This is a genomic window from Streptomyces sp. NRRL WC-3626, assembly GCF_000718785.1.
GTDB lineage: Bacteria > Actinomycetota > Actinomycetes > Streptomycetales > Streptomycetaceae > Streptomyces > Streptomyces edwardsiae.
Genome location: NZ_JOCA01000018.1, coordinates 164556 through 190470, shown reverse-complemented (window position 1 = coordinate 190470; position 25915 = coordinate 164556). Strand labels below are relative to the sequence as shown.

Genomic DNA, 25915 nt, shown 5'->3' with positions numbered 1-25915 from the left:
GGGCGGGCCGGTGCGGGGCGGGGTGGGGGGTGATCAGGGACGGCCGGTATCGTCGCTGGTGTTCAGGTGTGCCGTGCTTTGCAAGGGGAGATCTCATGTCCGGGCGGGTTGCTGCCAGTCGGCGGGCTGTCTTGCGGGGGGTGGCGCTCGCTCCTGTCGCCGGGCTGGGGGTCAGTGCGTGCGGGGGTGGCGGGGACGGGGCGCAGGCTCCGTTGGCCGGGCCTGTCGAACTCGGTCCCGAGAGCGAGGTCGCCGAGGGTGGGGCGAAGCTGTACCGGGAGCACAACGTCGTGGTCAGCCGGGGCGGGGACGGGACCCTCACGGCGTACAACACCGTCTGCACCCACGCGGGATGCGCCATCAACAAGCTCGAGGGCACGAAGCTGATCTGCCCCTGTCACGGAAGCGAGTTCGACGCCACCACCGGCAAGGTGCTGCGCGAGCCGGCCGTGGCCCCTCTGAAGTCGCTGACCGTCGAGGTGAAGAACGGCACGTTGGTCGCCGAGCCCCGGGGCTGACCCGGGTCGGTCACTCCCAGTCCCAGGCGATTCCCACATAGCCCGACCGCACGCGCGGTTCCACCAGGTGCACCGAGCGGTGCCGTCCGCTGAGCGCCAGTTCCTGATGGCCCCCGCGCGGTGCCGCCGCGGAATGCTGGGTGAACCGGTGGCAGCGCACCGGGAGCGTCCCGGAGTCGAAGCAGACCTGGAGCGCGTACTGGCCGCCGGGGGAGTCCGCCCCGCGGACGTACTCGTGCGACACGCCCGCCGTGCCGTCCTCGACGACGTAGCGGAAGAGGAAGGTGTCACCGGCTCGCAGCCGGATGTCGAAGAGCAGCTCCGCCGCGAGCACTCCGCTGTCCCGGTGCAGGCGGACGCGACCGGTGCGGCAGTTCTCCAGGGCACGCACGGTCATCCGCTCGGGTACCGCACCGGGGTCGCCGTGGTGGACGGCCACATAGCGGTCGACGCCGTCCCGGTGGGCGCGCACGATGTGGTGCGACTCGCGCTCCGCCAGTTCGCGCCGCGCCCCGATCCGTATCCGCTCGTGCTGCCCCAGGGTGTGCAGTCCGCCGTCGCGCGGGGTGCCGAATTCGGTCAGCAGCCGTTCCCGTACGCCCGAGGCCTCGACCAGGGTGCGGTGGGACCGCCCGGTGGAACGCCGGTCGGCGGGATGCTGGTCCGGTTCGGCGAGCAGCCGGATCAGCGACTCCTCCGGCAGTTGCAGGATCTCCTCCAGCGCGCGTACGGCGCGCAGGGACTCCGGGCGCTGCGGGCGGCGGGCTCCCTGCTGCCAGTAACTCAGGCTGGTGACGCCGACCTTCACGCCGTGGCGTGACAGATGGTGCTGCACCCGCTGCAGCGGCAGCCCCCGCGCGGCGATCGCCGCGCGCAGGGCGACGTGGAAGGGGCCGCCGCGCAGGGCCGAGTCCAGTTCCGCGGTGGCGGGGTCCGCGTGCGGTGTGGCGTGCGGCATGCAGGGGCCTTTCTGTGGAGTCCACGACGGCTGGTCAGACCGTTCGCGCGGGCACCCCGGAGCCACCCGGCCGGCGCGGCGGAGTCTTCACATCCGTACGCCGTCGTTCAGGGCCCGGAGTTCCCACGCATTGAAGCGTGTTGACCTAGTCCCGACAACACCTGACGCCCAACGGCGGCCGACACCCGACCCTACGGACCGCCGGCCCCACGAACCATGGGTACGACGACCCACCGCCGGCCGTACGCCCCCTCGGCCCCGCGCCCCACACCGGGCGCGGCGCTCCCGTGCGCCTTGTACCCCGAGGGGCTCCGCGTGCCCATGGCCGTCGCGCCAGGGGGATCAGCGCGCCCACAGGCCGCGCGTCCCCGCCGGGGCTGCCCGCGCGCGGCAGCGCCGTGTTCCTACGGTCCTTGCCCCCACGGGCCCGTGCACCGGCCGGTCCGACTTCCCGCTCCCACGGTTTCTGTGTCTCCCCGTAGGCGCTGCCTCCGCACGGGCCGGTCACTCCCACGGGCCCTGCCCCTCCGGACGCCGTGCCCGCACCGCCGTGAGCCTCGATGGCGCCGTGCCCGCACCGCCGTGAGCCTCGATGGCGCCGTGCCCGCACCGCCGTGAGCCTCGATGGCGCCGTGCCCGCACGGCCCCGTGCCGTCGACCCCTACGGCGTCCCGCCCTCACCCCGCCCCTCCGCTCGTGCCCGCAGCCGCTTCGCGCGGACGATGTCGGGGTCCCGGGGGTCGGTGAGGGGGAACGGGTCGTCGTAGGGGTGGCGGGAGCGGGACGGCCTTCGTGATTTCTCGATCCGTGTCTGTCGCATTCGACCCGCCCTCCGCGTGGTGACCGCCCTCTTCGAACGCCTTCATGACCGCCCGCCGATCACCCGGAGGACGGAACCCCCACCTTCCCGTTCCCGGACCGCCGTAACCCCCGTCCACAGGCCCGTCGCGGTGTCGGTCCCCGCCAGTAGGGTGTGAGACATGGCCGACCCCTCCAGCTACCGCCCCAGACCGGGTGAGATCCCCGACTCGCCGGGGGTCTACCGGTTCCGCGACGAGCACCGCCGGGTGATCTACGTCGGAAAGGCGAAGAGCCTGCGCCAGCGCCTGGCGAACTACTTCCAGGACCTGGCCGGGCTGCACCCGCGCACCCGCTCCATGGTCACCACGGCCGAGTCCGTGGAGTGGACGGTGGTGTCCACGGAGGTCGAGGCGCTCCAGCTGGAGTACTCCTGGATCAAGGAGTACGACCCCCGGTTCAACGTGAAGTACCGCGACGACAAGAGCTACCCCTACCTCGCGGTGACGATGAACGAGGAGTTCCCGCGCGTGCAGGTGATGCGCGGTCACAAGAAGAAGGGCGTGCGCTACTTCGGCCCGTACGGACACGCGTGGGCGATCCGCGACACCGTGGACCTGCTGCTGCGCGTCTTTCCGGTGCGCACCTGCTCGGCCGGGGTGTTCAAGAACGCCGCCCGCACCGGCCGCCCCTGTCTGCTCGGCTACATCGACAAGTGCTCGGCGCCCTGCGTGGACCGCATCTCCGCCGAGGACCACAGGGAACTGGCGGAGGAGTTCTCCGACTTCATGGCGGGCCGCACGGGCACGTATCTGCGCCGTCTGGAGCGGCAGATGGCGGACGCGGCCGAGGAGATGGAGTACGAGCGGGCCGCCCGTCTGCGCGACGACATAGGGGCCCTGAAGAAGGCCATGGAGAAGAGCGCGGTCGTGCTCGCCGACGCGACCGACGCCGACCTGATCGCGGTCGCCGAGGACGAGCTGGAGGCGGCCGTCCAGATTTTCCACGTACGCGGCGGACGTGTGCGCGGCCAGCGCGGCTGGGTCACCGACAAGGTCGAGGAGGTCACCACCGCCGCCCTGGTCGAGCACGCGCTGCAGCAGCTCTACGGCGAGGAGACCGGCGACGCGGTTCCCCGGGAGGTTCTGGTACCCGCCCTGCCCGACCCGGTGGAGCCGGTCCAGCAGTGGCTGACCCAGCGGCGCGGCTCCGGCGTCTCCCTCAGGATCCCGCAGCGCGGGGACAAGAGGGCCCTGATGGAGACCGTGGAGCGCAACGCCCGGCAGGCGCTCGTGCTGCACAAGACCAAGCGGGCCTCGGACCTGACCACGCGCTCGCGCGCGCTGGAGGAGATCGCCGAAGCGCTGGAGCTGGACAGCGCCCCGCTGCGTGTCGAGTGCTACGACATCTCGCACCTCCAGGGCGACGACGTGGTGGCCTCCATGGTCGTCTTCGAGGACGGACTGGCCCGCAAGAGCGAGTACCGCCGCTTCCAGATCAAGGGCTTCGCGGGGCAGGACGACGTCCGCTCGATGCACGAGGTGATCACCCGCCGCTTCCGCCGCTACCTCGCCGAGAAGGAGCGCACGGGGGAGTGGACGGACGGCGACGAGCCCGGCGCCGAGGGGCCCTCCGGCGGTCTCGGCGAGCCGCCCGCGAGCACCCTCACGGAGGACGACGGCCGCCCCCGGCGCTTCGCGTACCCGCCGCAGCTCGTCGTCGTCGACGGCGGCGCGCCGCAGGTCGCGGCGGCCCGGCGGGCGCTGGACGAACTGGGCATCGACGACATCGCCGTGTGCGGGCTCGCCAAGCGGCTGGAGGAGGTCTGGCTGCCGGGCGACGCCGACCCGGTGGTGCTGCCACGCACCAGCGAGGGCCTCTACCTGCTTCAGCGGGTCCGCGACGAGGCCCACCGGTTCGCGATCACCTATCAGCGCGCCAAGCGCGCCAAACGCTTCCGGTCCGGCCCGCTGGACGAGGTGGCGGGGCTCGGCGAGACCCGTAAGCAGGCACTGATCAAGCACTTCGGTTCGGTGAAGAGGCTGCGATCGGCGACAATCGACCAGATCTGCGAGGTTCCGGGCATAGGCCGCAAGACGGCCGAGACGATCGTCGCGGCCCTCGCACAGGCGGCACCCGCCGCCCCCGCCGTGAACACCGCGACGGGCGAGATCATGGAGGACAGGGAAGAACCCGGGCAGCCGACGGGTTTTGCCGGGGAGCCCGTCGCCACGGGCGCCCCAGACGAACGACGGGGGCAGGAGTGATGACGAAGCACGAGGCGGGACCCGCACCGGAGCGGGACCGGACACAGCAGGAGACGGGCGGGAGCGGCGGCGCCGCCGCCCGCCAGGACGACGGAGCACAGGTGGGTACGGGCAAGGAAAAGGCCGGGGTGCCGGAAGCGGCCATCCCCGAGCTGGTGATCATCTCCGGGATGTCCGGGGCCGGCCGTTCGACGGCCGCGAAGTGTCTCGAGGACCTGGGCTGGTTCGTCGTGGACAACCTGCCGCCCGCGCTGATTCCCACCATGGTGGAGCTCGGCGCGCGCTCACAGGGCAACGTGGCCCGCATCGCGGTCGTCGTCGACGTCCGCGGCCGGCGCTTCTTCGACAACCTCCGCGAGTCCCTCGCCGGCCTCGACGGGCGGGGCGTCACCCGGCGGACCGTCTTCCTGGAGTCCTCCGACGAGGCCCTGGTGCGCCGCTTCGAGTCGGTGCGCCGCCCGCACCCGCTCCAGGGCGACGGCCGGATCGTCGACGGCATCGCCGCCGAGCGTGAACTGCTGCGCGAACTGCGCGGCGACGCCGACCTGGTGATCGACACCTCCAGCCTCAACGTGCACGAGCTGCGCGCCAAGATGGACGCCCAGTTCGCCGGCGACGAGGAGCCGGAGCTGCGCGCCACCGTCATGTCGTTCGGCTTCAAGTACGGCCTTCCGGTCGACGCCGACCTGGTCGTGGACATGCGGTTCCTGCCCAACCCGCACTGGGTCCCCGAGCTGCGCCCCTACACCGGTCTCAACGAGGAGGTGGCGTCGTACGTCTTCAACCAGCCCGGCGCCAAGGAGTTCCTCGACCGGTACGCGGAGATGCTGCGGCTGATCGCCGCGGGCTACCGTCGTGAGGGCAAGCGCTATGTGACCATCGCCGTCGGCTGCACCGGCGGCAAGCACCGGTCGGTCGCCATGTCGGAGAAGCTCGCCGCGCGGCTCGTCGCCGAGGGCGTGGAGACGGTGGTGGTCCACCGGGACATGGGACGGGAATGACACGACGTACACCGCGGCTGAGCCGGCTGCGCAGGGCGGTCCCCGAGGGCCGCGCGGGCCGGCCGGCCGAGACCCGTGGGGCGAGACCGCGCCGCCGGGGCACCCAGCCGAAGGTCGTCGCCCTCGGCGGCGGCATGGGCCTGTCCGCGTCGCTCGCCGCGCTGCGCCGGATCACCGGCGACCTCACCGCCGTCGTCACCGTGGCCGACGACGGCGGCTCCAGCGGCCGGCTGCGTGACGAACTGGGTGTGCTGCCACCCGGCGACCTGCGCAAAGCCCTGGCCGCGCTGTGCGGTGACGACGACTGGGGCCAGACCTGGGCGCGCGTCATCCAGCACCGCTTCCAGTCCCAGGGCGATCTGCACGAGCACGCGGTCGGCAATCTGCTGATCGTCGCCCTGTGGGAGCAGCTCGGCGACCATGTCCTGGCGCTGGACCTGGTGGGCAGGCTGCTCGGCGCGCACGGGCGCGTGCTGCCCATGTCCGCCGTGCCGCTGGAACTCGAGGCCCTGGTCAGGGGGCATGACCCGGAGCGGCCCGACGAGATCGGCACCGTCCGCGGCCAGGCCACCGTCGCCCTCACGCCGGGCGACGTACAGTCCGTGCACCTGCTGCCGAACGACCCGCCCGCCGTCCCCGAGGCGGTCGCCGCGGTCCTCGACGCCGACTGGGTGGTGCTCGGCCCGGGCTCCTGGTTCTCCTCGGTCATTCCGCACCTGCTCGTGCCGGAACTGCTGGACGCCCTCATCGAGACCAAGGCGCGCCGGGTACTCTCACTCAACCTCGCTCCGCAGCCGGGAGAAACCGAGGGCTTCTCCCCGCAGCGTCATTTGGAGGTTTTGGGACGACACGCCCCTAAACTCGCCCTGGACGTGGTGCTCGCCGACGAGGCCGCCGTGCCCGACCGCGACTCGCTGGCCGATGCGGCCCAGCGGTTCGGGGCCGCGGTCGAGCTGGCCCCGGTGGCCCGGCCCGACGGAAGCCCCCGGCACGACCCGGAGCTGTTGGCCGCCGCGTACGACCGTATTTTTCGGATGCATGGAAGGATCGGCCCATGGCGATGACGGCAGCGGTGAAGGACGAGATCTCCCGGCTCCCCGTCACCCGGACCTGCTGCAGAAAGGCGGAGGTCTCCGCCATTCTGCGGTTCGCCGGCGGCCTTCACCTGGTGAGCGGGCGCATCGTGATCGAGGCGGAGCTGGACACCGCGATGGCGGCCCGCCGCCTCAAGCGGGACATCCTGGAGATCTTCGGCCACAGCTCCGAGCTGATCGTGATGGCCCCGGGCGGACTGCGCCGCGGCTCGCGTTACGTCGTACGGGTGGTCGCGGGCGGTGACCAGCTGGCCCGCCAGACCGGCCTGGTGGACGGCCGCGGCCGTCCCATCCGCGGCCTGCCCCCGCAGGTGGTGTCCGGGGCCACCTGTGACGCCGAGGCGGCCTGGCGCGGCGCCTTCCTGGCCCACGGCTCCCTCACCGAGCCCGGCAGGTCCTCCTCCCTGGAGGTGACCTGCCCCGGCCCCGAGGCCGCGCTCGCCCTGGTCGGCGCCGCCCGCCGGCTGTCGATCGCCGCCAAGGCGCGCGAGGTGCGGGGCGTGGACCGGGTCGTGGTCCGCGACGGCGACGCGATCGGCGCGCTGCTCACCCGACTTGGCGCGCACGAGTCGGTGCTGGCCTGGGAGGAGCGCCGGATGCGCCGCGAGGTCCGCGCCACGGCGAACCGGCTGGCCAACTTCGACGACGCCAACCTGCGCCGTTCGGCCCGCGCGGCCGTCGCCGCCGGTGCCCGCGTCCAGCGCGCCCTGGAGATCCTCGCCGACGACGTTCCGGAGCATCTCGCCGCCGCCGGCCAGCTGCGCATGGAGCACAAGCAGGCCTCCCTGGAGGAGCTGGGCGCGCTCGCCGACCCGCCGCTCACCAAGGACGCCGTGGCCGGCCGCATCCGCCGGCTGCTGGCGATGGCCGACAAGCGCGCCTCCGACCTCGGCATCCCGGGTACGGAGGCCAACCTCGGCGAGGAGCTGGACGACAAGCTGATGGTCTGACAGCCAGTCAGAGAACCGGCGCAGGCGCCCACTTGGGTGACCGGCGCCGGTTCTCGCGTGTCGGGGCGGCACCCTTGACTCGATCATGTTGTGTCATGAGCCTGGCATCTGTTCGCCGCTGGGGCGGACCATTTCCAGGGGGGCTCATGAGACCCAGAGCGAGATCGATCCTCGCTGTCGGCACGCTCCTGATCGGCGGAGCGAGCGTGGCGCCCATCGCCCAGGCACAGCCCGCACACCCCGTGACCTCGGACACCGACGAGGTCAAGGTCTTCCACGCCGACGTGACCAAGGCGCAGGTGCCCCTGCTGCTCGCGGCGGGGCAGGACGGCCACGAACTCGGTGAGCTGGTGCCCGACCGGGGCACGGCCACCGTCGAGGTCTACCTCACCGAGGGCCAGGCCGGGAAACTGGAGAAACAGGGCGTCGACCTCACCGAACGGACCCTCTCCGCCCGCGCGGAGAGCCGCGTCGCGGACGCCGCCGAGGGCGTGTTCCGTCCGTACGGCGGAAAGGGCGGCCTGAAGGAGGAGATCCTGCGCACCGCGCGGGAGAACCCCGGCCTCACCAAGGTCGTCTCCATCGGCAGGACGATCAAGGGGCAGGACATCCTCGCCCTGAAACTCACCAAGAAGGCGACGAGGACCAAGGACGGCTCCAAGCCCTCGGTCCTCTACATGTCCAACCAGCACGCGCGTGAGTGGATCACCCCGGAGATGACCCGGCGGCTGATGCACCACTACCTGGACCACTACCGCACGGACAAGCGGATCAAGAAGATCGTCGACACCACCGAACTGTGGTTCGTCCTCTCCGCCAACCCCGACGGCTACGACCACACCTTCGCCGACGAGGACAACCGCCTCTGGCGCAAGAACCTGCGGGACGTCAACGGCGACGGCGTCATCGGCACCGGCGACGGCGTCGACCTCAACCGCAACTTCCCCTACAAGTGGGGCTACGACGACGAGGGCTCGTCCCCCAACCCCACCAGCCAGACCTACCGCGGCGCCACCCCCGGCTCCGAGCCCGAGACCAAGGCCGTCGACGCCTTCGAGAAGCGCATCGGCTTCACGTACGGCATCAACTACCACTCCGCCGCCGAACTCCTCCTCTACGGAGTCGGCTGGCAGGTGGCCACGCCCACCCCCGACGACGTCCTCTACGAGGCGCTCGCCGGCACGCCCGGCAACTCGGCGATCCCCGGCTACCACCCGCAGCTCTCCTCCGAGCTGTACACCACCAACGGCGAGGCCGACGGACACGCCGCCAACGTCAACGGCATGGCGATGTTCACCCCCGAGATGTCGACGTGCCAGACCGTCTCCCAGGCCGACCCGGACGACGAGTGGAACGCCGCCGACTGCCAGTCGGGCTTCAACTTCCCCGACGACGAGAAGCTGATCCAGGAGGAGTTCGCGAAGAACATCCCCTTCGCGCTCTCCGTGGCCGAGACCGCCGCCCACCCGGACCGGCCGTCCTCCTCCGTCGGCCTGGACGCCGCCGACTTCACCCCGGCGGCCTTCGGCACGTCGTACGCGCGCGGCGCCGACCAGGAGGTCTCCGTCGTCGTCCGCAAGTCCGTACGCGACAAGGAGCTCAGGTACCGGATCAACCGCGGCCGTACGCACGACGTGGACCTGAGGCCCTGGAAGGGCGGCGAACGGTACGGCGGCGAGGACAACCTCCACTTCGACGAGTACCGGGCCGGGATCAGGGACGCGGAGCCGGGCGACAGGGTCGAGGTGTGGTTCGCCGGCGAGAGCCGCGGCGGCAAGGACGTCGCCAGTGAGCACTTCACCTACACCGTCGCCGAACGGCCCCGCGCGGACGTCCTCGTCGTCGCCGAGGAGGGCGCGAAGGCCACCCAGGCCCAGAAGTACGTCGACGCGCTGAAGGCCAACGGCCGCCGCGCGGTGGTCTGGGACGTCGCCGAGCAGGGCGCCCCCGACGCCCTCGGCGTGCTGAGCCACTTCGGCGCGGTCGTCCACTACACCGGCGCGGCCACCCCCGGCAACGCCACCCAGCTCCAGCTGCGGGCCTTCCTCAACGAGGGCGGTCGGCTGATCGAGGCGGGCGAGCAGACGGGCGGCAGCGTCGACCTCGGCGGCGGCACCCTGTCCGACGACTTCAGTCAGTACTGGCTGGGCGCCTACTCCCGTACCTCCACGCCCGGCGCCACGGCGTTCACCGGCTCGGGCGCGCTGAACGGGTTCACCGGCCCGCTCGGCGAGGCGCCCGGCAACCCGCTGGACAAGGCCGGCACCTACGGCGTCACCTCCGACGAACTGCCCGCCGCCGCCTACCCGCGGTTCGCGAGCGAGGGCGCCGGAGGCTTCCCCGGCACGGTCAACCCGTACGGGCCCTACGCCGGCTCCTCGATGGCCGCCGCCGTGCACACCGACGACGGCTACAAGCGCCTCACCCGCACCGTCGACCTCACCGGTACGACCGCGGCCGACCGGCCCGCACTCCGCACCCAACTGCTGTGGGACACCGAACCCGGCTACGACAACGTCCTCGTCGAGGCGCACACCAGCGGCGCCGACGACTGGACGACCCTGCCCGAAGCCGGCGGCGCGACCCGCACCACCGTGCCGTCCGAGTGCGCGGCCGGGTTCTACCTGGGCGAGCACCCCTGGCTCGCGCACTATCTGACGCTGGGCGACGGCAGCTGCGCGGCGACCGGCACCAGCGGCGCCTGGAACAGCCTCACCGGCTCCTCCAGCGGCTGGCAGCAGGTGAACTTCGACCTGAGCGCCTACGCCGGGAAGAAGGTCGAGATCTCCCTCGCCTATGTCACCGACCCGGGCAGCGGCGGCCACGGCGTCCTCGCCGACGAGGCCTCGCTCGTGATCGGCGGCGCCGCGGCCGACACCGAGGGCTTCGAGAGCTCCCTCGGCGCCTGGACGGTCTCCGGACCGCCCGCGGGCAGCCCCGCCGTACTCAAGGACTGGACGCGCACCGGAGCGCTGTTCCAGACCTACGGGGCGGTCACCACCGGTGACACCGTGCTGCTGGGCTTCGGCCTGGAGCACCTCACCTCCGCAGCCGACCGGACGGCACTGCTGAGGAAGGCGCTGGCCGCCCTGGACGGGTGACCTCACGTCGAGCGGTGCCGGCGATCCGTGGCGCGAACGGGCGCCGGCGGACCGTCCGCCCGGGCGGTCCGTACCCTACTGACGGGTACGGACCGCCCTGCCGGGTATGCGGCAACTCGATGTCACGGCCGGGGCCCCGGAGAGGTAGGGTCGACAGTGGTCGGGGACATCCCAAATACAGCTCGCCGGCACATCGGGCCGGCGTACCAACGAGGAGATCGGTTCGTGACGATCCGCGTAGGCATCAACGGCTTTGGCCGCATCGGTCGTAACTACTTCCGCGCGCTGCTGGAGCAGGGTGCGGACATCGAGATCGTGGCTGTCAACGACCTGGGTGACACCGCGACCACCGCCCACCTGCTGAAGTACGACACCATTCTCGGCCGCCTCAAGGCGGAGGTCTCGCACACCGAGGACACCATCACCGTCGACGGCAAGACCATCAAGGTCCTGTCCGAGCGCAACCCGGCCGACATCCCGTGGGGCGAGCTGGGCGTCGACATCGTGATCGAGTCGACCGGCATCTTCACGAAGAAGGCGGACGCCGAGAAGCACATCGCCGGCGGCGCGAAGAAGGTCCTCATCTCGGCCCCGGCCAAGGACGAGGACATCACCATCGTGATGGGCGTCAACCAGGACAAGTACGACCCGGCGAACCACCACGTCATCTCCAACGCCTCCTGCACCACCAACTGTGTGGCGCCGATGGCGAAGGTGCTCGACGAGAACTTCGGCATCGTCAAGGGTCTGATGACCACGGTGCACGCGTACACGAACGACCAGCGCATCCTGGACTTCCCGCACAAGGACCTGCGCCGCGCGCGTGCCGCCGCCGAGAACATCATCCCGACCACCACCGGTGCCGCCAAGGCCACCGCGCTGGTGCTGCCGCAGCTCAAGGGCAAGCTCGACGGCATCGCGATGCGCGTCCCGGTCCCGACCGGCTCGGCCACCGACCTGGTCGTGGAGCTCCAGCGCGAGGTCACCAAGGACGAGGTCAACGCCGCGTTCAAGAAGGCCGCCGACGGCGGCGACCTCAAGGGTTTCCTGTTCTACACCGAGGACGAGATCGTCTCGTCGGACATCGTCGGCGACCCGGCCTCCTGCACCTTCGACTCCTCCCTGACCATGGTCCAGGAGGGCAGGACGGTGAAGATCCTCGGCTGGTACGACAACGAGTGGGGCTACAGCAACCGCCTCGTCGACCTCACGGTCTTCGTGGGCGACCAGCTCTGATCACGGAGCGGGCAGCCTGATATGAGTGCAGGGCTCGGCCGGTGCGGCAACGCGCTGTCCGAGCCCTGACGCGCGTATCGGAACGGCCGCCCGCTTTCGATCACGAGCGATCACGAGCGAACACGTCGCTGAACACGTTGCTCTAGCCAGGGAGCCCCTATGAAGACGATCGACGAACTCCTCTCCGAAGGCGTCGCGGGCAAGCGGGTCTTCGTCCGCGCCGACCTCAACGTGCCGCTGGACGGCACCACCATCACCGACGACGGCCGTATCCGCGCCGTGCTGCCCACCGTCAGGGCCCTCGCCGAGGCGGGCGCCCGCGTGGTCGTCGGCTCGCACCTGGGCCGCCCCAAGGGCGCCCCGGACCCCGCCTTCTCGCTCGCCCCGGCCGCCGCGCGCCTCGGTGAACTCCTCGGCGCCGACGTGGCGTTCGCGACCGACACCGTCGGCGAGTCCGCCACCGCCACCGTCGCCGGCCTCGCCGACGGACAGGTCGCGGTCGTCGAGAACCTCCGCTTCAACGCCGGTGAGACGGCCAAGGACGACGCCGAGCGCGGCGCCTTCGCCGACCGGCTCGCCGCCCTCGCCGACGTCTACGTGGGCGACGGCTTCGGCGCGGTGCACCGGAGGCACGCCTCGGTCTTCGACCTCCCCGCGCGGCTGCCGCACTACGCCGGCTACCTCATCGCCACCGAGGTCGGCGTCCTGAAGAAGCTCACCGACGACGTCAAGCGGCCCTACGTCGTGGCCCTCGGCGGCGCCAAGGTCTCCGACAAGCTCGCCGTCATCGACGAACTGCTCGGCAAGGCCGACCGCATCCTCATCGGCGGCGGCATGGCGTACACCTTCCTCAAGGCCCAGGGCCACGAGGTCGGCACGTCGCTGCTGCAGGAGGACCAGATCCCGGCCGTCCTGGAGTACCTGGAGCGCGCCGGGAAGAACGGTGTCGAGCTGCTGCTGCCGGTCGACACCCTGGTCGCGGACCAGTTCCCCGACATGAAGGCCAAGGCGCCCACCCACCCCGCCACCGTCGCCGCGGACGCCGTCCCGGCCGGCACCATGGGCCTGGACATCGGTCCCGAGACCCGCAAGCTGTACGCCTCGAAGCTCGCCGACGCCGGCACCGTCTTCTGGAACGGCCCCATGGGCGTCTTCGAGCACCCCGATTACGCCGAGGGCACCAAGGCGGTCGCCCAGGCCCTCATCGACTCGCCGGGCTTCACCGTGGTCGGCGGCGGCGACTCCGCCGCGGCAGTCCGTACGCTCGGCTTCGACGAGAACGCATTCGGCCACATCTCGACCGGCGGCGGCGCCTCCCTCGAATACCTCGAGGGCAAGACGCTCCCCGGCCTCGCCGCACTGGAGGACTGACCCCGATGACCACCCGCACGCCGCTGATGGCGGGCAACTGGAAGATGAACCTCAACCACCTCGAGGCCATCGCCCACGTCCAGAAGCTCGCCTTCGCCCTGGCCGACAAGGACTACGAGGCCGTCGACGTCGCCGTCCTGCCGCCCTTCACCGACCTGCGCTCCGTCCAGACCCTGGTCGACGGCGACAAGCTGAAGATCACCTACGGCGCCCAGGACATCTCCGCGCACGACGGCGGCGCCTACACCGGCGAGATCTCCGGCCCCATGCTGGCCAAGCTGAAGTGCACCTTCGTCGCGGTCGGCCACTCCGAGCGCCGGCAGTACCACGCCGAGACCGACGAGATCGTGAACGCCAAGGTGAAGGCCGCCTACAAGCACGGCATCACCCCCATCCTGTGCGTCGGCGAGGAACTGGAGGTCCGCGAGGCGGGCAACCACGTCGCCCACACCCTCGCCCAGGTCGAGGGCGGTCTCAAGGACCTCCCCGCCGAGCAGGCCGAGACGATCGTGATCGCCTACGAGCCGGTGTGGGCCATCGGCACCGGCAAGGTCTGCGGCGCCGGGGACGCCCAGGAGGTCTGCGCCGCCATCCGCGGCAAGCTGGCCGAGCTGTACAGCCAGGAGCTGGCCGACACGGTCCGCATCCAGTACGGCGGCTCGGTCAAGTCCGGCAACGTCGCCGAGATCATGGCCCAGACCGACATCGACGGTGCCCTGGTCGGCGGCGCCTCGCTGGACGCCGACGAGTTCGTCAAGATCGTTCGTTTCCGCGACCAGTGAGTATGCGCTAGCAGCGATCCGTCGTACCCTTGCGGGGTCCAGCATCGCGCTGGGCCCCGCGTCGTCCATCCGAATCCGAGGAAGTTGGTCCAGCCGTGGTAATGGGGTTCTCCATCGCCCTGATCGTCTTCAGCCTGCTGCTGATGCTGCTGGTGCTGATGCACAAGGGAAAGGGCGGCGGCCTCTCCGACATGTTCGGTGGCGGCATGCAGTCCTCCGTCGGCGGCTCCTCGGTCGCCGAGCGCAACCTCGACCGGATCACCCTCGTGGTCGGTCTGCTCTGGTTCGCGTGCATTGTCGTGCTCGGCATCACCATGAAGATGAACAACTGATCCGAGGGCGTGCCACGCACCCATTTCCCAAGCATTCCGCACGTAAGGCCCCATGTTCGGTACGCGCAGCAGAGCGCGGCCTATCATGGGGCCTGCGTCTGGACAGGGGGCGGTAACTCCCGGCACTGGACGTGCGTTGGGCCTTACGTAGACTGAGGCGCTCGCAGCGAAGCGGAACGCCGACTCGCTTTGCGGCACCATCACGCAGGGAGTTACGACCGTGGCAAGTGGCAACGCGATCCGGGGAAGCCGGGTCGGGGCGGGCCCGATGGGCGAGGCCGAGCGCGGCGAGTCCGCGCCCCGGCTGCGCATCTCCTTCTGGTGCTCCAACGGGCACGAGACCCAGCCGAGCTTCGCGAGCGACGCGCAGGTGCCCGATACGTGGGACTGCCCCCGCTGCGGCTTTCCGGCCGGCCAGGACCAGGACAACCCGCCGGATCCGCCGCGCACCGAGCCGTACAAGACGCACCTCGCCTATGTGCGGGAGCGGCGCAGCGACGCGGACGGCGAGGCGATCCTCGCGGAGGCCCTCGCCAAGCTGCGGGGCGAGATCTAGGGATCGCGGAGCGATCCGCTTCGGCTTCCTTCCCCCTTCTTCTTCCGGCCTGTTCATCGCTGATCAATTAGGTTGGGGTCGGCGGGAACACCCAAGGAAGAAGGCTGAAGTCCGAGATGAACGCAGACGGTCGTACCAGGCTCAATCAGACGCCCGAGTGGACCGCGCTGGCCAAGCACCGTGAGGAGCTCGGCGAGGTGCGGCTGCGTGAGCTGTTCGCCGGCGACCCCGGCCGCGGCACCGCGTACACCCTCCGGGTCGGTGACCTGTACATCGACTACTCCAAGCACCTCGTCACCGACGACACCCTGCGGCTGCTGCGGGAGTTGGCTCTCGCCACCGATGTGTTCGGACTGCGCGACGCCATGTTCGGCGGCGAGCGGATCAACACCACCGAGGACCGCGCCGTCCTGCACACCGCGCTCCGCGCCGCCCGCGACACGGTGGTCGAGGTCGACGGGGAGAACGTCGTCCCGGCCGTACACGCAGTCCTCGACAAGATGGCCGACTTCGCCGGACGTGTCCGCTCCGGCGAGTGGACCGGTCACACGGGCAAGCGGATCCGCAACGTCGTCAATGTCGGCATCGGCGGCTCCGACCTCGGCCCCGCCATGGCGTACGAGGCGCTGCGCGCCTTCACCGACCGCGACCTCACCGTCCGCTTCGTGTCCAACGTGGACGGCGCCGACCTGCACGAGGCGATCCGCGATCTGGACCCGGCGGAGACGCTGTTCATCATCGCGTCCAAGACGTTCACCACCATCGAGACGGTCACCAACGCGACCTCCGCGCGCGGTTGGCTGCTGAGCGCCCTCAAGGACGAGGCCGCCGTCGCCAAGCACTTCGTCGCGCTGTCGACCAACGCCGAGAAGGTCGCCGGCTTCGGCATCGACACGGCGAACATGTTCGAGTTCTGGGACTGGGTCGGCGGCCGTTACTCCTACGACTCCGCCATCGGCCTCTCGCTGATGATCGCCATCGGCCCGGACCGCTTCCGGGAGATGCTCGACGGGTTCCGGATCGTCGACGAGCACTTCCGCACCGCGCCCGCCGAGTCCAACGTGCCGCTGCTGCTGGGCCTGCTGGGCGTCTGGTACGGCAACTTCCACGACGCGCAGTCGCACGCGGTACTGCCGTACTCGCACTACCTGTCGAAGTTCACCGCCTACCTCCAGCAGCTCGACATGGAGTCCAACGGCAAGTACGTCGGCCGGGACGGGCGCGAGGTGGACTGGCAGACCGGCCCGGTGGTGTGGGGCACGCCCGGTACCAACGGGCAGCACGCCTACTACCAGTTGATCCACCAGGGTACGAAGCTGATTCCGGCGGACTTCATCGGCTTCGCCGAGCCCGTCGCCGAGCTGAGCGGTGAACTGGCCGCTCAGCACGATCTGCTGATGGCCAACTTCTTCGCGCAGACCCAGGCGCTCGCCTTCGGCAAGACCCCGGACGAGGTACGCGGCGAGGGTGTGCCGGAGGAACTGGTCCCGCACAAGACGTTCAAGGGCGACCACCCGACGACCACGATCCTCGCGCGGGAGCTCACGCCGTCCGTGCTCGGCCAGCTCGTCGCGCTCTACGAGCACAAGGTGTTCGTGCAGGGCGCGGTCTGGAACATCGACTCCTTCGACCAGTGGGGTGTCGAACTCGGCAAGGTCCTCGCCAAGCGGGTCGAACCCGCGCTCACCGAGGGCGCCGACGTGCCGGGGCTCGATGCCTCGACGAAGGCCCTCGTCGCCACCTACCGGGAGCTGCGCGGGCGGCGGTGACGCCCCTGAGGGAAAGCGGGCGGCACAGCGCCGTCCGCTTCCCGTAGAATCCCCCGCGATCATCACGGCGAACGCTCGGGGGAGCACAAGGTGGCACGTACGCACGGAAGTTGGACCGGCGGCACGCTGACGGCACGCAGCTTCCTGAAACCTCACCAGGTCGCGACGGCGGTGTTCCACCCCGCGTGGATCCCGCCGTCGCTCGACCCGACCATCGAGCGGCTGAAGCGCTTCAGGGTCATCGCCGGGGCGGTCGCCTCCGTCGGCGTCTACACGGTCCTGGAGGGCGGCTTCGAGGTCACGGAGCTGCTGGAGAACGCGCTGACGGCCTCGGCGGTGCTGCTGTTCCTCACGCCGCTGACGGTCGGCGTGATGCTCTTCGTCTGGCGGCGCACCGGTACCGTGCGCCAGTTGCGGGTGCCGCTGCTGAACTCCCTCAAGCTGTTGCTGCTGTTCATCGGGTGTGTGGTGGCGATGGTGATGCTGGTGCAGTGGACGAACGGCTCCAACAGCATGCTCGCGATCATGGGCGTCGGGCTGACGATGATGTGGATGCTGATCTTCGTGGCCTCCGGGGCCGTGCGGGTGTCCGGGAACTTCTTCGGTACGGCGGCCGTGCATCGGTGCCTGCCGGCTCTGCTGGCCACGGTGACCAGTTGGCTGATGGCGATTCCGGATCTTGTCACCGGGGATCTGCATGGGCTCAGCCTCACGATGGGGATCGTGTTCATTCTGGGGGCGCCGGTGACCGTCACGGCGATCGCCTGGGCGGAGGTGGGGCGGTTGAGGCGGCGGTACGGGATTCGTCTGGCGACGCATCCGGCCGGGCTTCCGCCCATGCCGCCGCCTGTGCCGCCGTTCCAGGGGAACCCGTACGTTCACGGCTGACGCCGGGTCTTTCTCGCCCCCGCCGCCCCTTCCCGTCCCGAAACTGGGGCTCCGCCCCAGACCCCGCTCCTCAAACGCCGGAGGGGCTGAAACCAGGAGGAGCGGGGGTCCGGGGGCGAAAGAAGGTCAGGCCACCGCGCTCAGCGTGTCCGCGAGGCGGCGGCGGGTCGAGCGGGCTGCGGGGAGGGCGGCGAGAGCCGCGGCCCCCAGCACCGCCGCCCCGCCGAGCGGCACGAGCAGCGCGGGGGAGGGCAGTTGGGCGATGCCCGAGCCGACGCCGCTCGAGATCCCCTGCGCGTCGATCAGCCAACGGGCCAGCGGCAGCCCCAGGGCCATCGCGAGGAGGACCGCCGCCAGCGCCGTACCGGCCGTGGCGGTGACCGTGACCGCGGTGATCTGCCGGGGGGTCAGACCGATGGCCTTCAGCGCCAGCAGATCACGCTCCCCCTCCCGCACCGTGCCCCCGATCGCCGTCAGCAGCTCGATCAGCCCGATCAGCGCCAGCACCACGATCAGCCCGAGGACCACCGCCCGCAGCGGGGACAGCCCGTCGGCCGGGTTGGTCACGGTGTGCACGTCCAGATGGCCGCTGCCCGCCGCCGTCAGCCGCCCCGCGACCGCCGCCGGGTCCGCGCCCGGGTCCAGGCGGAGCTGGTACTGGGCGGGCCGCAGATCCGGGTCGTTGGCGCGGAGGGTGTCCAGCGAGGTCGAGATGACCCGGCCGGCGTTCTCCGGCTCGATGCTGCGGCCGACGATGTGCAGGATCTGCGGCCGCTCCCCGACGGTCATCCGCACCCAGTCGCCGACCCGTACGTGCAGCAGGTCGAGCAGCCCCTGCCCGGCCACCGCCTCGTCCGGGCCGTGCGCGGCACGCCCCTCGGCCAGGGTGAACGGGTACGGCTCCGCGTGCGTGCCGAGCCCGCGCAGGGCGATGGTCGCGGTCTGGCCGGGGACCAGCGCGGCCACCTCGACGCCCGGGTAGGCGGCGGCCACCTGCGGATCGCGCTCCAGCAGCGCGCGGGCCTCCCCGTCGTCCAGTGAGGCGTCCGCGCGGACACTGAGCGCCGTGGGCAGCCCCATCCGCTCCGGGCTGCTGTGGAACCGGTCGATGGTGGTCCACGCGCTCAGTGCCACCACGATCAGCAGCAGGGGCAGCGCCAGCCTGCCGACCGCGCTCAGCGAACGCGGCCGCCGGGTGAACGCCTTGTGCCAGCCGAGGACCAGCGCCGGCGGCACCCCCGCCCCCAGCGCCCGCCGCGCGACACCGGTCAGCCGTCCGGCCGGGGGCGCCGCCGGCCGGGGGACCGGCACCGGCGGTACGCGTCCCGCCCGCCAGGCGGCCAGCGAGGTGGTCGCGCCGATGAACAGCACCGCCCCGACCGGTACGACGAACAGCGCCGCGGTATGACCGGGCAGCCCCTGCCATACGCCGACCGCGGCCCCGAGCCGCCCCGGCACCGCGCTGCCCAGCGCCTCGGTGAGCACGGCGGCGGCCACGGCACCGAGCAGGGCGTACAGGAGATGCTGGATCAGGAAGACACGGACGACCTGGCCGGGCGTGAAACCGATCGCCTTGAGGATCGAGATGTCCCGCAGATGACCCCGGATACGGGTGCCGATCGCCCCGTGCACGGCGAACCCGGCGGCGGCCAGCGCGCCCAGGCCGAACAGGCCGAGCACCTGACCGAGCAGCCGGTTGTCGCCCTGCGCCTCGGCACGCGCCTGCTGCCAGGTGGCGACCTCGCCGATCGCCCCGGCGCCCAGCTCCGTCACCGCCCGCTGCACGGCGTACCCGGTGTCGCCCGGGTCGGTCAGCCGCAGCCCGACGACCTGGCCGGCCGGGTCCGGCACCGCCGACGGCAGCGCCCACACCAGACCGGCCTGCTCACCGGGCCGGTAACGCGGCTCGGCGCTGTCGGCGACGCCCACCACGGTCAGCCGCCGGGCGGTACCGGGCACGGTGAGCGTGTCACCGGGGGCCGCGAGCAGCGCCCGCGCGAGCCGGCTCTCCAGGACCACGCCGTCGGGCGTCGCGGGGTCCAGCCAGTGCCCCGAGGTGATCAGCGGGCGGCCCACCCCGGGTTTCCCGGAGGTGCCGCGCAGTTCCACGGAGGCACGGCCGCCCGCGGAGGCGAGGGTGAGCGAAGCCGTCGGAGAGGGCCCGGCGACGGACTCCACACCGTCCAGCCCGGCCAGTCTCCCGGCGTCGGCGGCCGCGGTGGTGTGCAGCGTGACGTGCGCGCCGTGCGCCTGGGCGAAGACGCGCTGCCAGGGGTTGGTGGCATAGCCGAACAGGGCCGTGGCCAGCAGCAGGGACGCGACGATGCCGGCCGTGGCGAGCACCAGGAACAGTGCCTCGCCGCGATGCGTCCGCAGATCGGAGTGCGCCCAGCGCAGGGTCGCCCGCACCGGTGGTCAGCCCCTCACGGGGCGCTGATGGCAGCGCATGTCAGTCCTTGAGCTCCAGCACACCGGATGTCCCGGCCCGGCGCGGCGGCGTACCGCCGTCGAGTGCGGCGTCGTCGGCGATCCGGCCGTCGAAGAAGCTGATCACCCGGTCCGCCGCGCTCGCCAGCCGGGCGTCGTGCGTGACCAGCAGGATCGTCTGCCCGCGCGCGTGGAAGCGGGAGAGCAGCCGCATCACCTCACGGGTGCCCTTGCTGTCCAGGCTGCCCGCCGGCTCGTCGGCCAGCAGCAGCGGCGGATGGTTGACCAGCGCCCGGGCCAGCGCGACCCGCTGCTGCTCACCGCCGGACAGTTCGCCCGGCATGCTCCGCTCCTTGCCGTCGAGTCCCAGCTCGGCCAGGAGTTCCTCCCGTCCGGCGCGGGCCTTCTTCGGCGACACCCCGGCGAGCAGGGCGGGCAGCTCCACGTTGTCGGCGACGGACAGGCCGGAGACGAGGTTGAAGAACTGGAAGACGATGCCGATCCGCTTGCGGCGCTCCACCGCCCAGCGGGCCTCGCCGTAGCCGTCGGTGCACTCGCCGTCCAGCCAGATGCTGCCGGCGTCCGGCCGCTGCAGCCCGCCGAGCAGATGCAGCAGCGTCGACTTGCCCGCCCCGGACGGCCCGGTGATCGCCACGAACTCGCCGGGCGCCACCCGCAGACCGACCCCGCGCACGGCATGCGCCGGGGCGCCCTCGCCGTGGTGCGTCTTGACCAGGCCTTCGGCGCGCAGCACTTCAGCGGTGCGCTCGCTCACTGAAGCTCCTCCAGCTCCTCCTGGCACCGCTCCAGCCAGTCCAGGTCGGCCTGCAGATGCAGCATGGCGCCCTCGATCAGCAGTTGGGAGATGCGGTTGTCCCGGTCCTCGGCGGCGGCCAGCTTCGACAACTGCCGCATGGTGTTCAGGTACTGGCGCCGCTGTCGGTTGATCAGCGCGATCTGGTCGGCGAGACCGGTCTGCGGGGCCAGGGCCAGCTTCATGAAGAACTCGTCCCGCACCCGCGGTTCGTCCGCCGTCTCCTCGTACCAGGCGCGCAGCGCCTCCCGCCCGGCGTCGGTGAGGTGGTAGACCTTCTTGTTGGGCCGGCTCGACTGCTCGACGTCCTCGCCCTCGATCAGTCCCGCTCTCTCGAGGCGGCCGAGGGTGACGTAGATCTGGCCGACGTTCGGCTGAGGGTACGCGGAGCCCAGCAGTTGCTCAAGGTCCTGCTTGAGCTCGTAACCGTGTGCCGGGCCACGGGCGAGCAGCGCCAGGAGGGGCAGCCGCACTCGAGCTCTCCTCCTCGACGGTGGGTAATGTGCCGCAGGGCCTAGTATCGCGCATACCTAACAGGTATACATGGCCTCTGACCCCCGGACGATGGTGCCCGGGTGCCGGTGTACAGGGAGGAACCTATGCGGTGGATCCATGCCGCCGGTAGGGGCCTCCTCGTCCTGATCATCGTCCTGACCGGTTACGTCGCCTCCGGAGCGCAGGCCGACGAAGCCGCCGCGGAGGGCCGGGGACCACTCACCCTGGCCACCGCCGGCGACCTCACCGGCTATCTCGGCTCGGTGCTCGACGGCTGGAACCGCACCCACCCCGGCGAGCGGGTCACCCTCGTCGAACTGCCCGACTCCGCCGACGAGACCCGCGCGCAGATGATCACCGATCTGCGCGGCGGTGAGCGCGGCCGGTTCGACGTGCTCAACATCGACGTCAGCTGGACGTCGGAGTTCGCCGCCGCCGGCTGGATCCGCCCGCTGCCCCGCGAGCGCTTCCCGCTCGGCACCTTCCTGCCCCGGGTCGTGGACACGGCGACCTACGACGAACGCCTGTACGCGGTCCCGTACGTCACCAACGCCGGGCTGCTCCTGTACCGCAAGGACGTCCTCGACGCCGAGGGCGTCCCGCCGCCGCGTACCTGGGCCGAGCTCGAGGAGGCCGCCGAAACCCTCGCCCCGCGGCACGGACTCGGCGGCTACGCCGGCCAGTTCCTGCCCTACGAGGGCCTCACCGTCAACGCGGCCGAGGCCGTCTACTCGGCCGGCGGCACCATCCTCGGCGACGAGGGCGAACGCGTCACCGTCGACTCACGGGCGGCCAGGGACGGCATCGGCTTCCTCGCCCGCGGCGTCCGCGAGGGCTGGATCCCGCGCGAGGCGCTGGCGTACAAGGAGGAGGAGTCCAAGCGGGCCTTCCAGGAGGGCAGGCTGCTCTTCCTGCGTAACTGGCCCTACGCCTACGTCGCCGCCTCCGCCCCCGGGTCCCAGATCGCCGGCAAGGTCGGCGCCGTACCGCTGCCGGGACCGGACGGCCCGGGGACGAGTGTCCTCGGCGGGTCCAACCTGGCCGTCAGCAGCCACGCCCGGCATCCCGACTCCGCCGCGCGCCTGCTCGCGTACCTCACCAGCGAGCGCGTGCAGCGCCAGGTCCTCACACGCGGAGCGCTGCCGCCCGTACGGGCCGATCTGTACGACGATCCGGAACTGGTCCGGCGGTTCCCCTATCTCCCGACCCTGCGCGAGAGCGTGCTCGCCGCCGCCCCGCGCCCCAAGAGCCCGCACTACGACCAGGTGAGCCTGGTGGTGCAGGCGGTGGTGCACGACGCGATGACCGGGCGGCAGACGCCCGAGGCCGCGGTGCGCCGGCTGGCGGGCGAGCTCGCCGCCGTCTCCGCGCGCTAGCGGAGCCCTCCTAGTTACATGTTAGGTAACGCGGGTGTCTCAAAGGTGCCCGCTATGTCCCTGTAAAGACCTCTCTGTACCGGCCAACTCCCGGGTAGCTTACGTACGTTCATTGACACCCTCGCGACCGTGCTACCTAACATGCATGCATAACAAGCTTCCTCACAGACAGGTCCGATGGGGTGAACAGGCACCACTGGTGGCGTGACGCGGTGATCTATCAGGTCTACGTCCGCAGCTTTCTCGACAGCACCGGCGACGGCATCGGTGACCTCGCCGGCGTCAGGACCGGGCTGCCGTATCTGAAGAAGCTCGGCGTGGACGGGATCTGGCTGAGCCCCTTCTACCCCTCGCCGCAGCACGACCACGGCTACGACGTCGCCGACTACACCGGCGTCGACCCGGTCTTCGGCGACCTCGCCGAGTTCGACCTGCTGGTCGCCACCGCCCGGCGGCTCGGCGTCAAGGTGCTGCTGGACATCGTCCCCAACCACTGCTCCAGCGAGCACCCCTGGTTCCGCGCCGCACTCGACGCGGCCCCGGGCAGCCCCGAACGCGCCCGCTTCCACTTCGCCGACGGCCGCGGCCCCGACGGAGCCGAACCGCCCAACAACTGGCACGCCATGTTCGGCGGACCCGCCTGGACCCGGGTCACCGAGGCGGACGGCCGGCCCGGACAGTGGTACCTGCACATGTTCACGCCCGAACAGCCGGACTGGAACTGGCGCGAGCCCGAGGTCGCCGCCGAGTTCGACCGCATCCTCCGCTTCTGGCTGGACCGGGGTGTCGACGGCTTCCGTATCGACGTCGCCGCCGGCCTGTACAAGCACCCGCGGCTGCCCGACTCCCCGGACCCGGAGGCCGACGCCCGCACCCGCGACTCGGTCAACCCGCTCGCCTGGAACCAGCCCGAGGTGCACGACGTGTGGCGGCACTGGCGCACGGTGTGCGAGGAGTACACCGCCCGCGACGGCCGCGAACGCCTCCTGGTCGGCGAGGTGTCCGTCCCCACCGCCCGCGAACACGCCCGCTACGTCCGCCCGGACGAACTCCACCAGGCCTTCTTCTTCGACCTGCTCGGCGCCCCCTGGGACGCCGACGCCTTCCGCAAGGTCATCTCCGAGGCCATGCAGGACATCGCCGGCACCGGCTCCACCGTCACCTGGGTCCTCAACAACCACGACCAGGTCCGCACCGTCACCCGCTACGGCGAACCCACCCCCGACGGCAGCGGACTCGGCCCGGCCCGCGCCCGCGCCGCCGCCCTGCTGATGCTGGCGCTGCCCGGCGCCGCGTACATCTACCAGGGCGAGGAACTGGGCCTGCCCGAGGTCGTCGACCTGCCCGACGACGTGCTCACCGACCCGATCTTCCACCGCACCGGCAGCCGCGCGCGGATACGCGACGGCTGCCGGGTACCGCTGCCCTGGTCCGGACAGGCCTCGCCGTTCGGCTTCACCTCCGGTGCCGAGGGCGTACGGCCCTGGCTGCCGCAGCCCGAGTGGTTCGCCGAGCACGCCACCGACCGGGCGCTCGCCGACACCCGCTCCTTCTGGCACCTGTACCGCGATGGACTCCAACTGCGATGGGCCCTGGAGCAGTTGGGCGAGGGCACGCTCCGCTGGCTGGACACCCAGCCCGGCGTCCTCGCCTTCAGCCGCGGCGACGACCTGGTCTGCGCCGTCAACTTCGGCACCGCCCCCGTACCCGCCCCGGTGGCCGGCACCCCGCTGCTCGCCAGCGGCCCCTGCCCGCCCGGGACGCTCGCCGGTTCCACCGCCGCGTGGTGGATCGACGGCTCCTGAAGACCCGTACCGACGCAACTCCCGTACCCACGAAGGACATCGACGATGATGCGACGACGTACCACCCTGCTCACCGGATGCACCGCCCTGGTCCTCGCCCTCGGCGCGACCGCCTGCGGCAGCGGCGACCCCGTCACCGCCGGCGGCGGCGAAGGCCAGTCGCTCAGCGGCCAGACCGTCACCGTGGCCGGTGTCTGGTCCGGCAGCGAGCAGAAGAACTTCCAGAAGGTGCTCGACGCCTTCACCGAGAAGACCGGCGCCAAGACCGCCTTCGTCTCCACCGGCGACAACGTCTCCACCGTCGTCGGCAGCAAGATCGAGGGCGGCAACGCCCCCGACGTCGTCATGGTCCCGCAGGTCGGCGTACTCAAGCAGTTCGCCGAGAAGGGCTGGCTCAAGCCGCTCGACGAGAAGGTGAAGAGCCAGGTCGGCGGCAACTTCGCCGACGTCTGGCAGAACTACGGCAGCGTCGACGGCACCCTCTACGGCCTGTACTTCAAGGCCGCCCACAAGTCGACCGTCTGGTACAGCCCCGCGGCCCTCGAACAGGCCGGCGTCACCCCGCCGACGACGTACGACGCCATGCTGGAGAACGGGCGCACCATCTCCGACTCCGGACTCGCCGCGTTCTCCGTCGCCGGACAGGACGGCTGGACGCTCACCGACTGGTTCGAGAACGTCTACCTCTCCCAGGCCGGGCCCGAGAAGTACGACGCCCTCGCCGCGCACGAGATCAAGTGGACCGACCCGACCGTCGTCGGCGCGCTCACCACCCTCGGCAAGCTCTTCAAGGACAAGCAGCTCGTCGCGGGCGGCCAGAAGCAGGCCCTCAACACCGACTTCCCCGGCTCGGTGGAGAAGGTCTTCGGCCCGAAGGCCGAGGCCGCCATGGTCTACGAGGGCGACTTCGTCGCCGGTGTCGCCAAGGACCAGTTCGGCAAGGACATCGGCACCGACGCCGACTTCTTCCCGTTCCCGCCGGTCGGCGACGGCAAGGCCCCCGTGGTCAGCGGCGGTGACGCGGCCGTCGTCCTCAAGGACGGCAAGAACAGCGACGCCGGCATGGCACTCGTGGAGTACCTCGCCTCCCCGGAGGCCGCCGCCGTATGGGCCGAGGCGGGCGGCTTCCTCTCCCCGAACAAGAAGCTCGACCTCGCCTCCTACGGCGACGACGTCACCCGCGCCACCGCCAAGTCCCTGATCGAGGCGGGCGATTCGGTCCGCTTCGACATGTCCGACCAGGCCCCCGCCGCCTTCGGCGGCACCAAGGGCACCGGCGAGTGGAAGATCCTCCAGGACTTCCTGCGCGACCCGGCCGACCCGGCGAAGACCGCCGCCGAGCTCGAGAAGGCCGCGGCCAAGGCGTACGGGAACTGA

General features: G+C 71.3%; 21 protein-coding genes. 16 read left to right on the top strand and 5 right to left on the bottom strand.

The window, feature by feature from the left end; genetic code table 11:
- Positions 1 to 95: 95 nt before the first annotated feature.
- Positions 96 to 518 carry a Rieske (2Fe-2S) protein gene (locus IF28_RS0125440; RefSeq protein ID WP_030224655.1) on the top strand — a complete coding sequence of 141 codons (423 nt, stop codon included), beginning with the start codon at positions 96 to 98 and terminating at the stop codon, positions 516 to 518.
- A 10-nt stretch (positions 519 to 528) separates the two neighbouring features.
- Here IF28_RS0125440 and IF28_RS0125435 read toward each other — a convergent pair whose 3' ends face one another.
- Entirely contained in the window at positions 529 to 1476 is a 948-nt protein-coding gene (locus IF28_RS0125435) for a hypothetical protein (protein ID WP_030224654.1), read from the bottom strand.
- Positions 1477 to 2137: 661 nt separating this feature from the next.
- Positions 2138 to 2296, bottom strand: coding sequence for a hypothetical protein (locus tag IF28_RS39505; RefSeq protein ID WP_199809034.1), 159 nt, complete (start codon positions 2294 to 2296; stop codon positions 2138 to 2140).
- A gap of 160 nt (positions 2297 to 2456) precedes the next feature.
- Between IF28_RS39505 and uvrC the strand changes: the two genes are divergently transcribed.
- The 12 genes from uvrC to IF28_RS0125375 all read left to right on the top strand — a co-directional run bounded on the left by uvrC (position 2457) and on the right by IF28_RS0125375 (position 17621).
- Positions 2457 to 4541 (top strand): excinuclease ABC subunit UvrC, encoded by a 2085-nt coding sequence (gene uvrC, locus IF28_RS0125430; protein WP_030224653.1) that lies wholly within the window; start codon positions 2457 to 2459, stop codon positions 4539 to 4541.
- Positions 4541 to 5542 (top strand): RNase adapter RapZ, encoded by a 1002-nt coding sequence (gene rapZ / locus IF28_RS0125425; protein ID WP_030224652.1) that lies wholly within the window; start codon positions 4541 to 4543, stop codon positions 5540 to 5542. Before uvrC ends, rapZ begins: the two co-directional genes overlap by 1 nt.
- The gene (locus IF28_RS0125420) at positions 5539 to 6606 is read left to right on the top strand and encodes a gluconeogenesis factor YvcK family protein (protein WP_030224651.1); all 1068 of its coding nucleotides are present in this window, start codon (positions 5539 to 5541) and stop codon (positions 6604 to 6606) included. Before rapZ ends, IF28_RS0125420 begins: the two co-directional genes overlap by 4 nt.
- Entirely contained in the window at positions 6597 to 7586 is a 990-nt protein-coding gene (gene whiA / locus IF28_RS0125415) for a DNA-binding protein WhiA (RefSeq protein WP_030224649.1), read from the top strand. Before IF28_RS0125420 ends, whiA begins: the two co-directional genes overlap by 10 nt.
- A gap of 146 nt (positions 7587 to 7732) precedes the next feature.
- Positions 7733 to 10687: a M14 family metallopeptidase gene (locus tag IF28_RS0125410; RefSeq protein WP_030224646.1), complete on the top strand. Its 2955-nt coding sequence runs from the start codon at positions 7733 to 7735 to the stop codon at positions 10685 to 10687.
- Positions 10688 to 10912: 225 nt separating this feature from the next.
- On the top strand, positions 10913 to 11923 hold the full coding sequence (gene gap / locus IF28_RS0125405) for a type I glyceraldehyde-3-phosphate dehydrogenase (RefSeq protein ID WP_030224644.1): 1011 nt from the start codon (positions 10913 to 10915) through the stop codon (positions 11921 to 11923).
- 159 nt (positions 11924 to 12082) lie between these two features.
- A complete protein-coding gene (locus tag IF28_RS0125400) occupies positions 12083 to 13294 on the top strand; it encodes a phosphoglycerate kinase (RefSeq protein WP_030224641.1) in 1212 nt (403 codons plus the stop codon).
- A gap of 5 nt (positions 13295 to 13299) precedes the next feature.
- Positions 13300 to 14076: a triose-phosphate isomerase gene (gene tpiA / locus IF28_RS0125395; RefSeq protein ID WP_030224639.1), complete on the top strand. Its 777-nt coding sequence runs from the start codon at positions 13300 to 13302 to the stop codon at positions 14074 to 14076.
- A 101-nt stretch (positions 14077 to 14177) separates the two neighbouring features.
- Positions 14178 to 14408, top strand: a complete 231-nt coding sequence (secG, locus tag IF28_RS0125390) for a preprotein translocase subunit SecG (protein WP_030224637.1) — start codon at positions 14178 to 14180, stop codon at positions 14406 to 14408.
- Positions 14409 to 14628: 220 nt separating this feature from the next.
- Entirely contained in the window at positions 14629 to 14964 is a 336-nt protein-coding gene (locus IF28_RS0125385) for an RNA polymerase-binding protein RbpA (protein ID WP_006349936.1), read from the top strand.
- 116 nt (positions 14965 to 15080) lie between these two features.
- Positions 15081 to 16733, top strand: a complete 1653-nt coding sequence (gene pgi / locus IF28_RS0125380) for a glucose-6-phosphate isomerase (protein ID WP_030224633.1) — start codon at positions 15081 to 15083, stop codon at positions 16731 to 16733.
- Between the two features lie 90 nt (positions 16734 to 16823).
- Positions 16824 to 17621 carry a hypothetical protein gene (locus IF28_RS0125375; RefSeq protein ID WP_234325339.1) on the top strand — a complete coding sequence of 266 codons (798 nt, stop codon included), beginning with the start codon at positions 16824 to 16826 and terminating at the stop codon, positions 17619 to 17621.
- 126 nt (positions 17622 to 17747) lie between these two features.
- Here IF28_RS0125375 and IF28_RS0125370 read toward each other — a convergent pair whose 3' ends face one another.
- The 3 genes from IF28_RS0125370 to IF28_RS0125360 are packed head-to-tail and all read right to left on the bottom strand — an operon-like array spanning position 17748 to position 21335.
- Positions 17748 to 20030, bottom strand: coding sequence for an FtsX-like permease family protein (locus IF28_RS0125370; protein WP_030224629.1), 2283 nt, complete (start codon positions 20028 to 20030; stop codon positions 17748 to 17750).
- A gap of 40 nt (positions 20031 to 20070) precedes the next feature.
- On the bottom strand, positions 20071 to 20823 hold the full coding sequence (locus IF28_RS0125365) for an ABC transporter ATP-binding protein (protein WP_030224627.1): 753 nt from the start codon (positions 20821 to 20823) through the stop codon (positions 20071 to 20073).
- On the bottom strand, positions 20820 to 21335 hold the full coding sequence (locus IF28_RS0125360) for a PadR family transcriptional regulator (protein WP_030224625.1): 516 nt from the start codon (positions 21333 to 21335) through the stop codon (positions 20820 to 20822). Before IF28_RS0125360 ends, IF28_RS0125365 begins: the two co-directional genes overlap by 4 nt.
- Before the next feature lie 126 nt (positions 21336 to 21461).
- Here IF28_RS0125360 and IF28_RS0125355 point away from each other — a divergent pair, with 126 nt between their 5' ends.
- The 3 genes from IF28_RS0125355 (at position 21462) to IF28_RS0125345 (ending at position 25915) form a co-directional block, all read left to right on the top strand.
- Positions 21462 to 22733: an ABC transporter substrate-binding protein gene (locus IF28_RS0125355; protein WP_030224621.1), complete on the top strand. Its 1272-nt coding sequence runs from the start codon at positions 21462 to 21464 to the stop codon at positions 22731 to 22733.
- 182 nt (positions 22734 to 22915) lie between these two features.
- The gene (locus IF28_RS0125350) at positions 22916 to 24538 is read left to right on the top strand and encodes a glycoside hydrolase family 13 protein (RefSeq protein WP_030224619.1); all 1623 of its coding nucleotides are present in this window, start codon (positions 22916 to 22918) and stop codon (positions 24536 to 24538) included.
- Positions 24539 to 24583: 45 nt separating this feature from the next.
- Entirely contained in the window at positions 24584 to 25915 is a 1332-nt protein-coding gene (locus tag IF28_RS0125345; protein ID WP_030224615.1) for an ABC transporter substrate-binding protein, read from the top strand.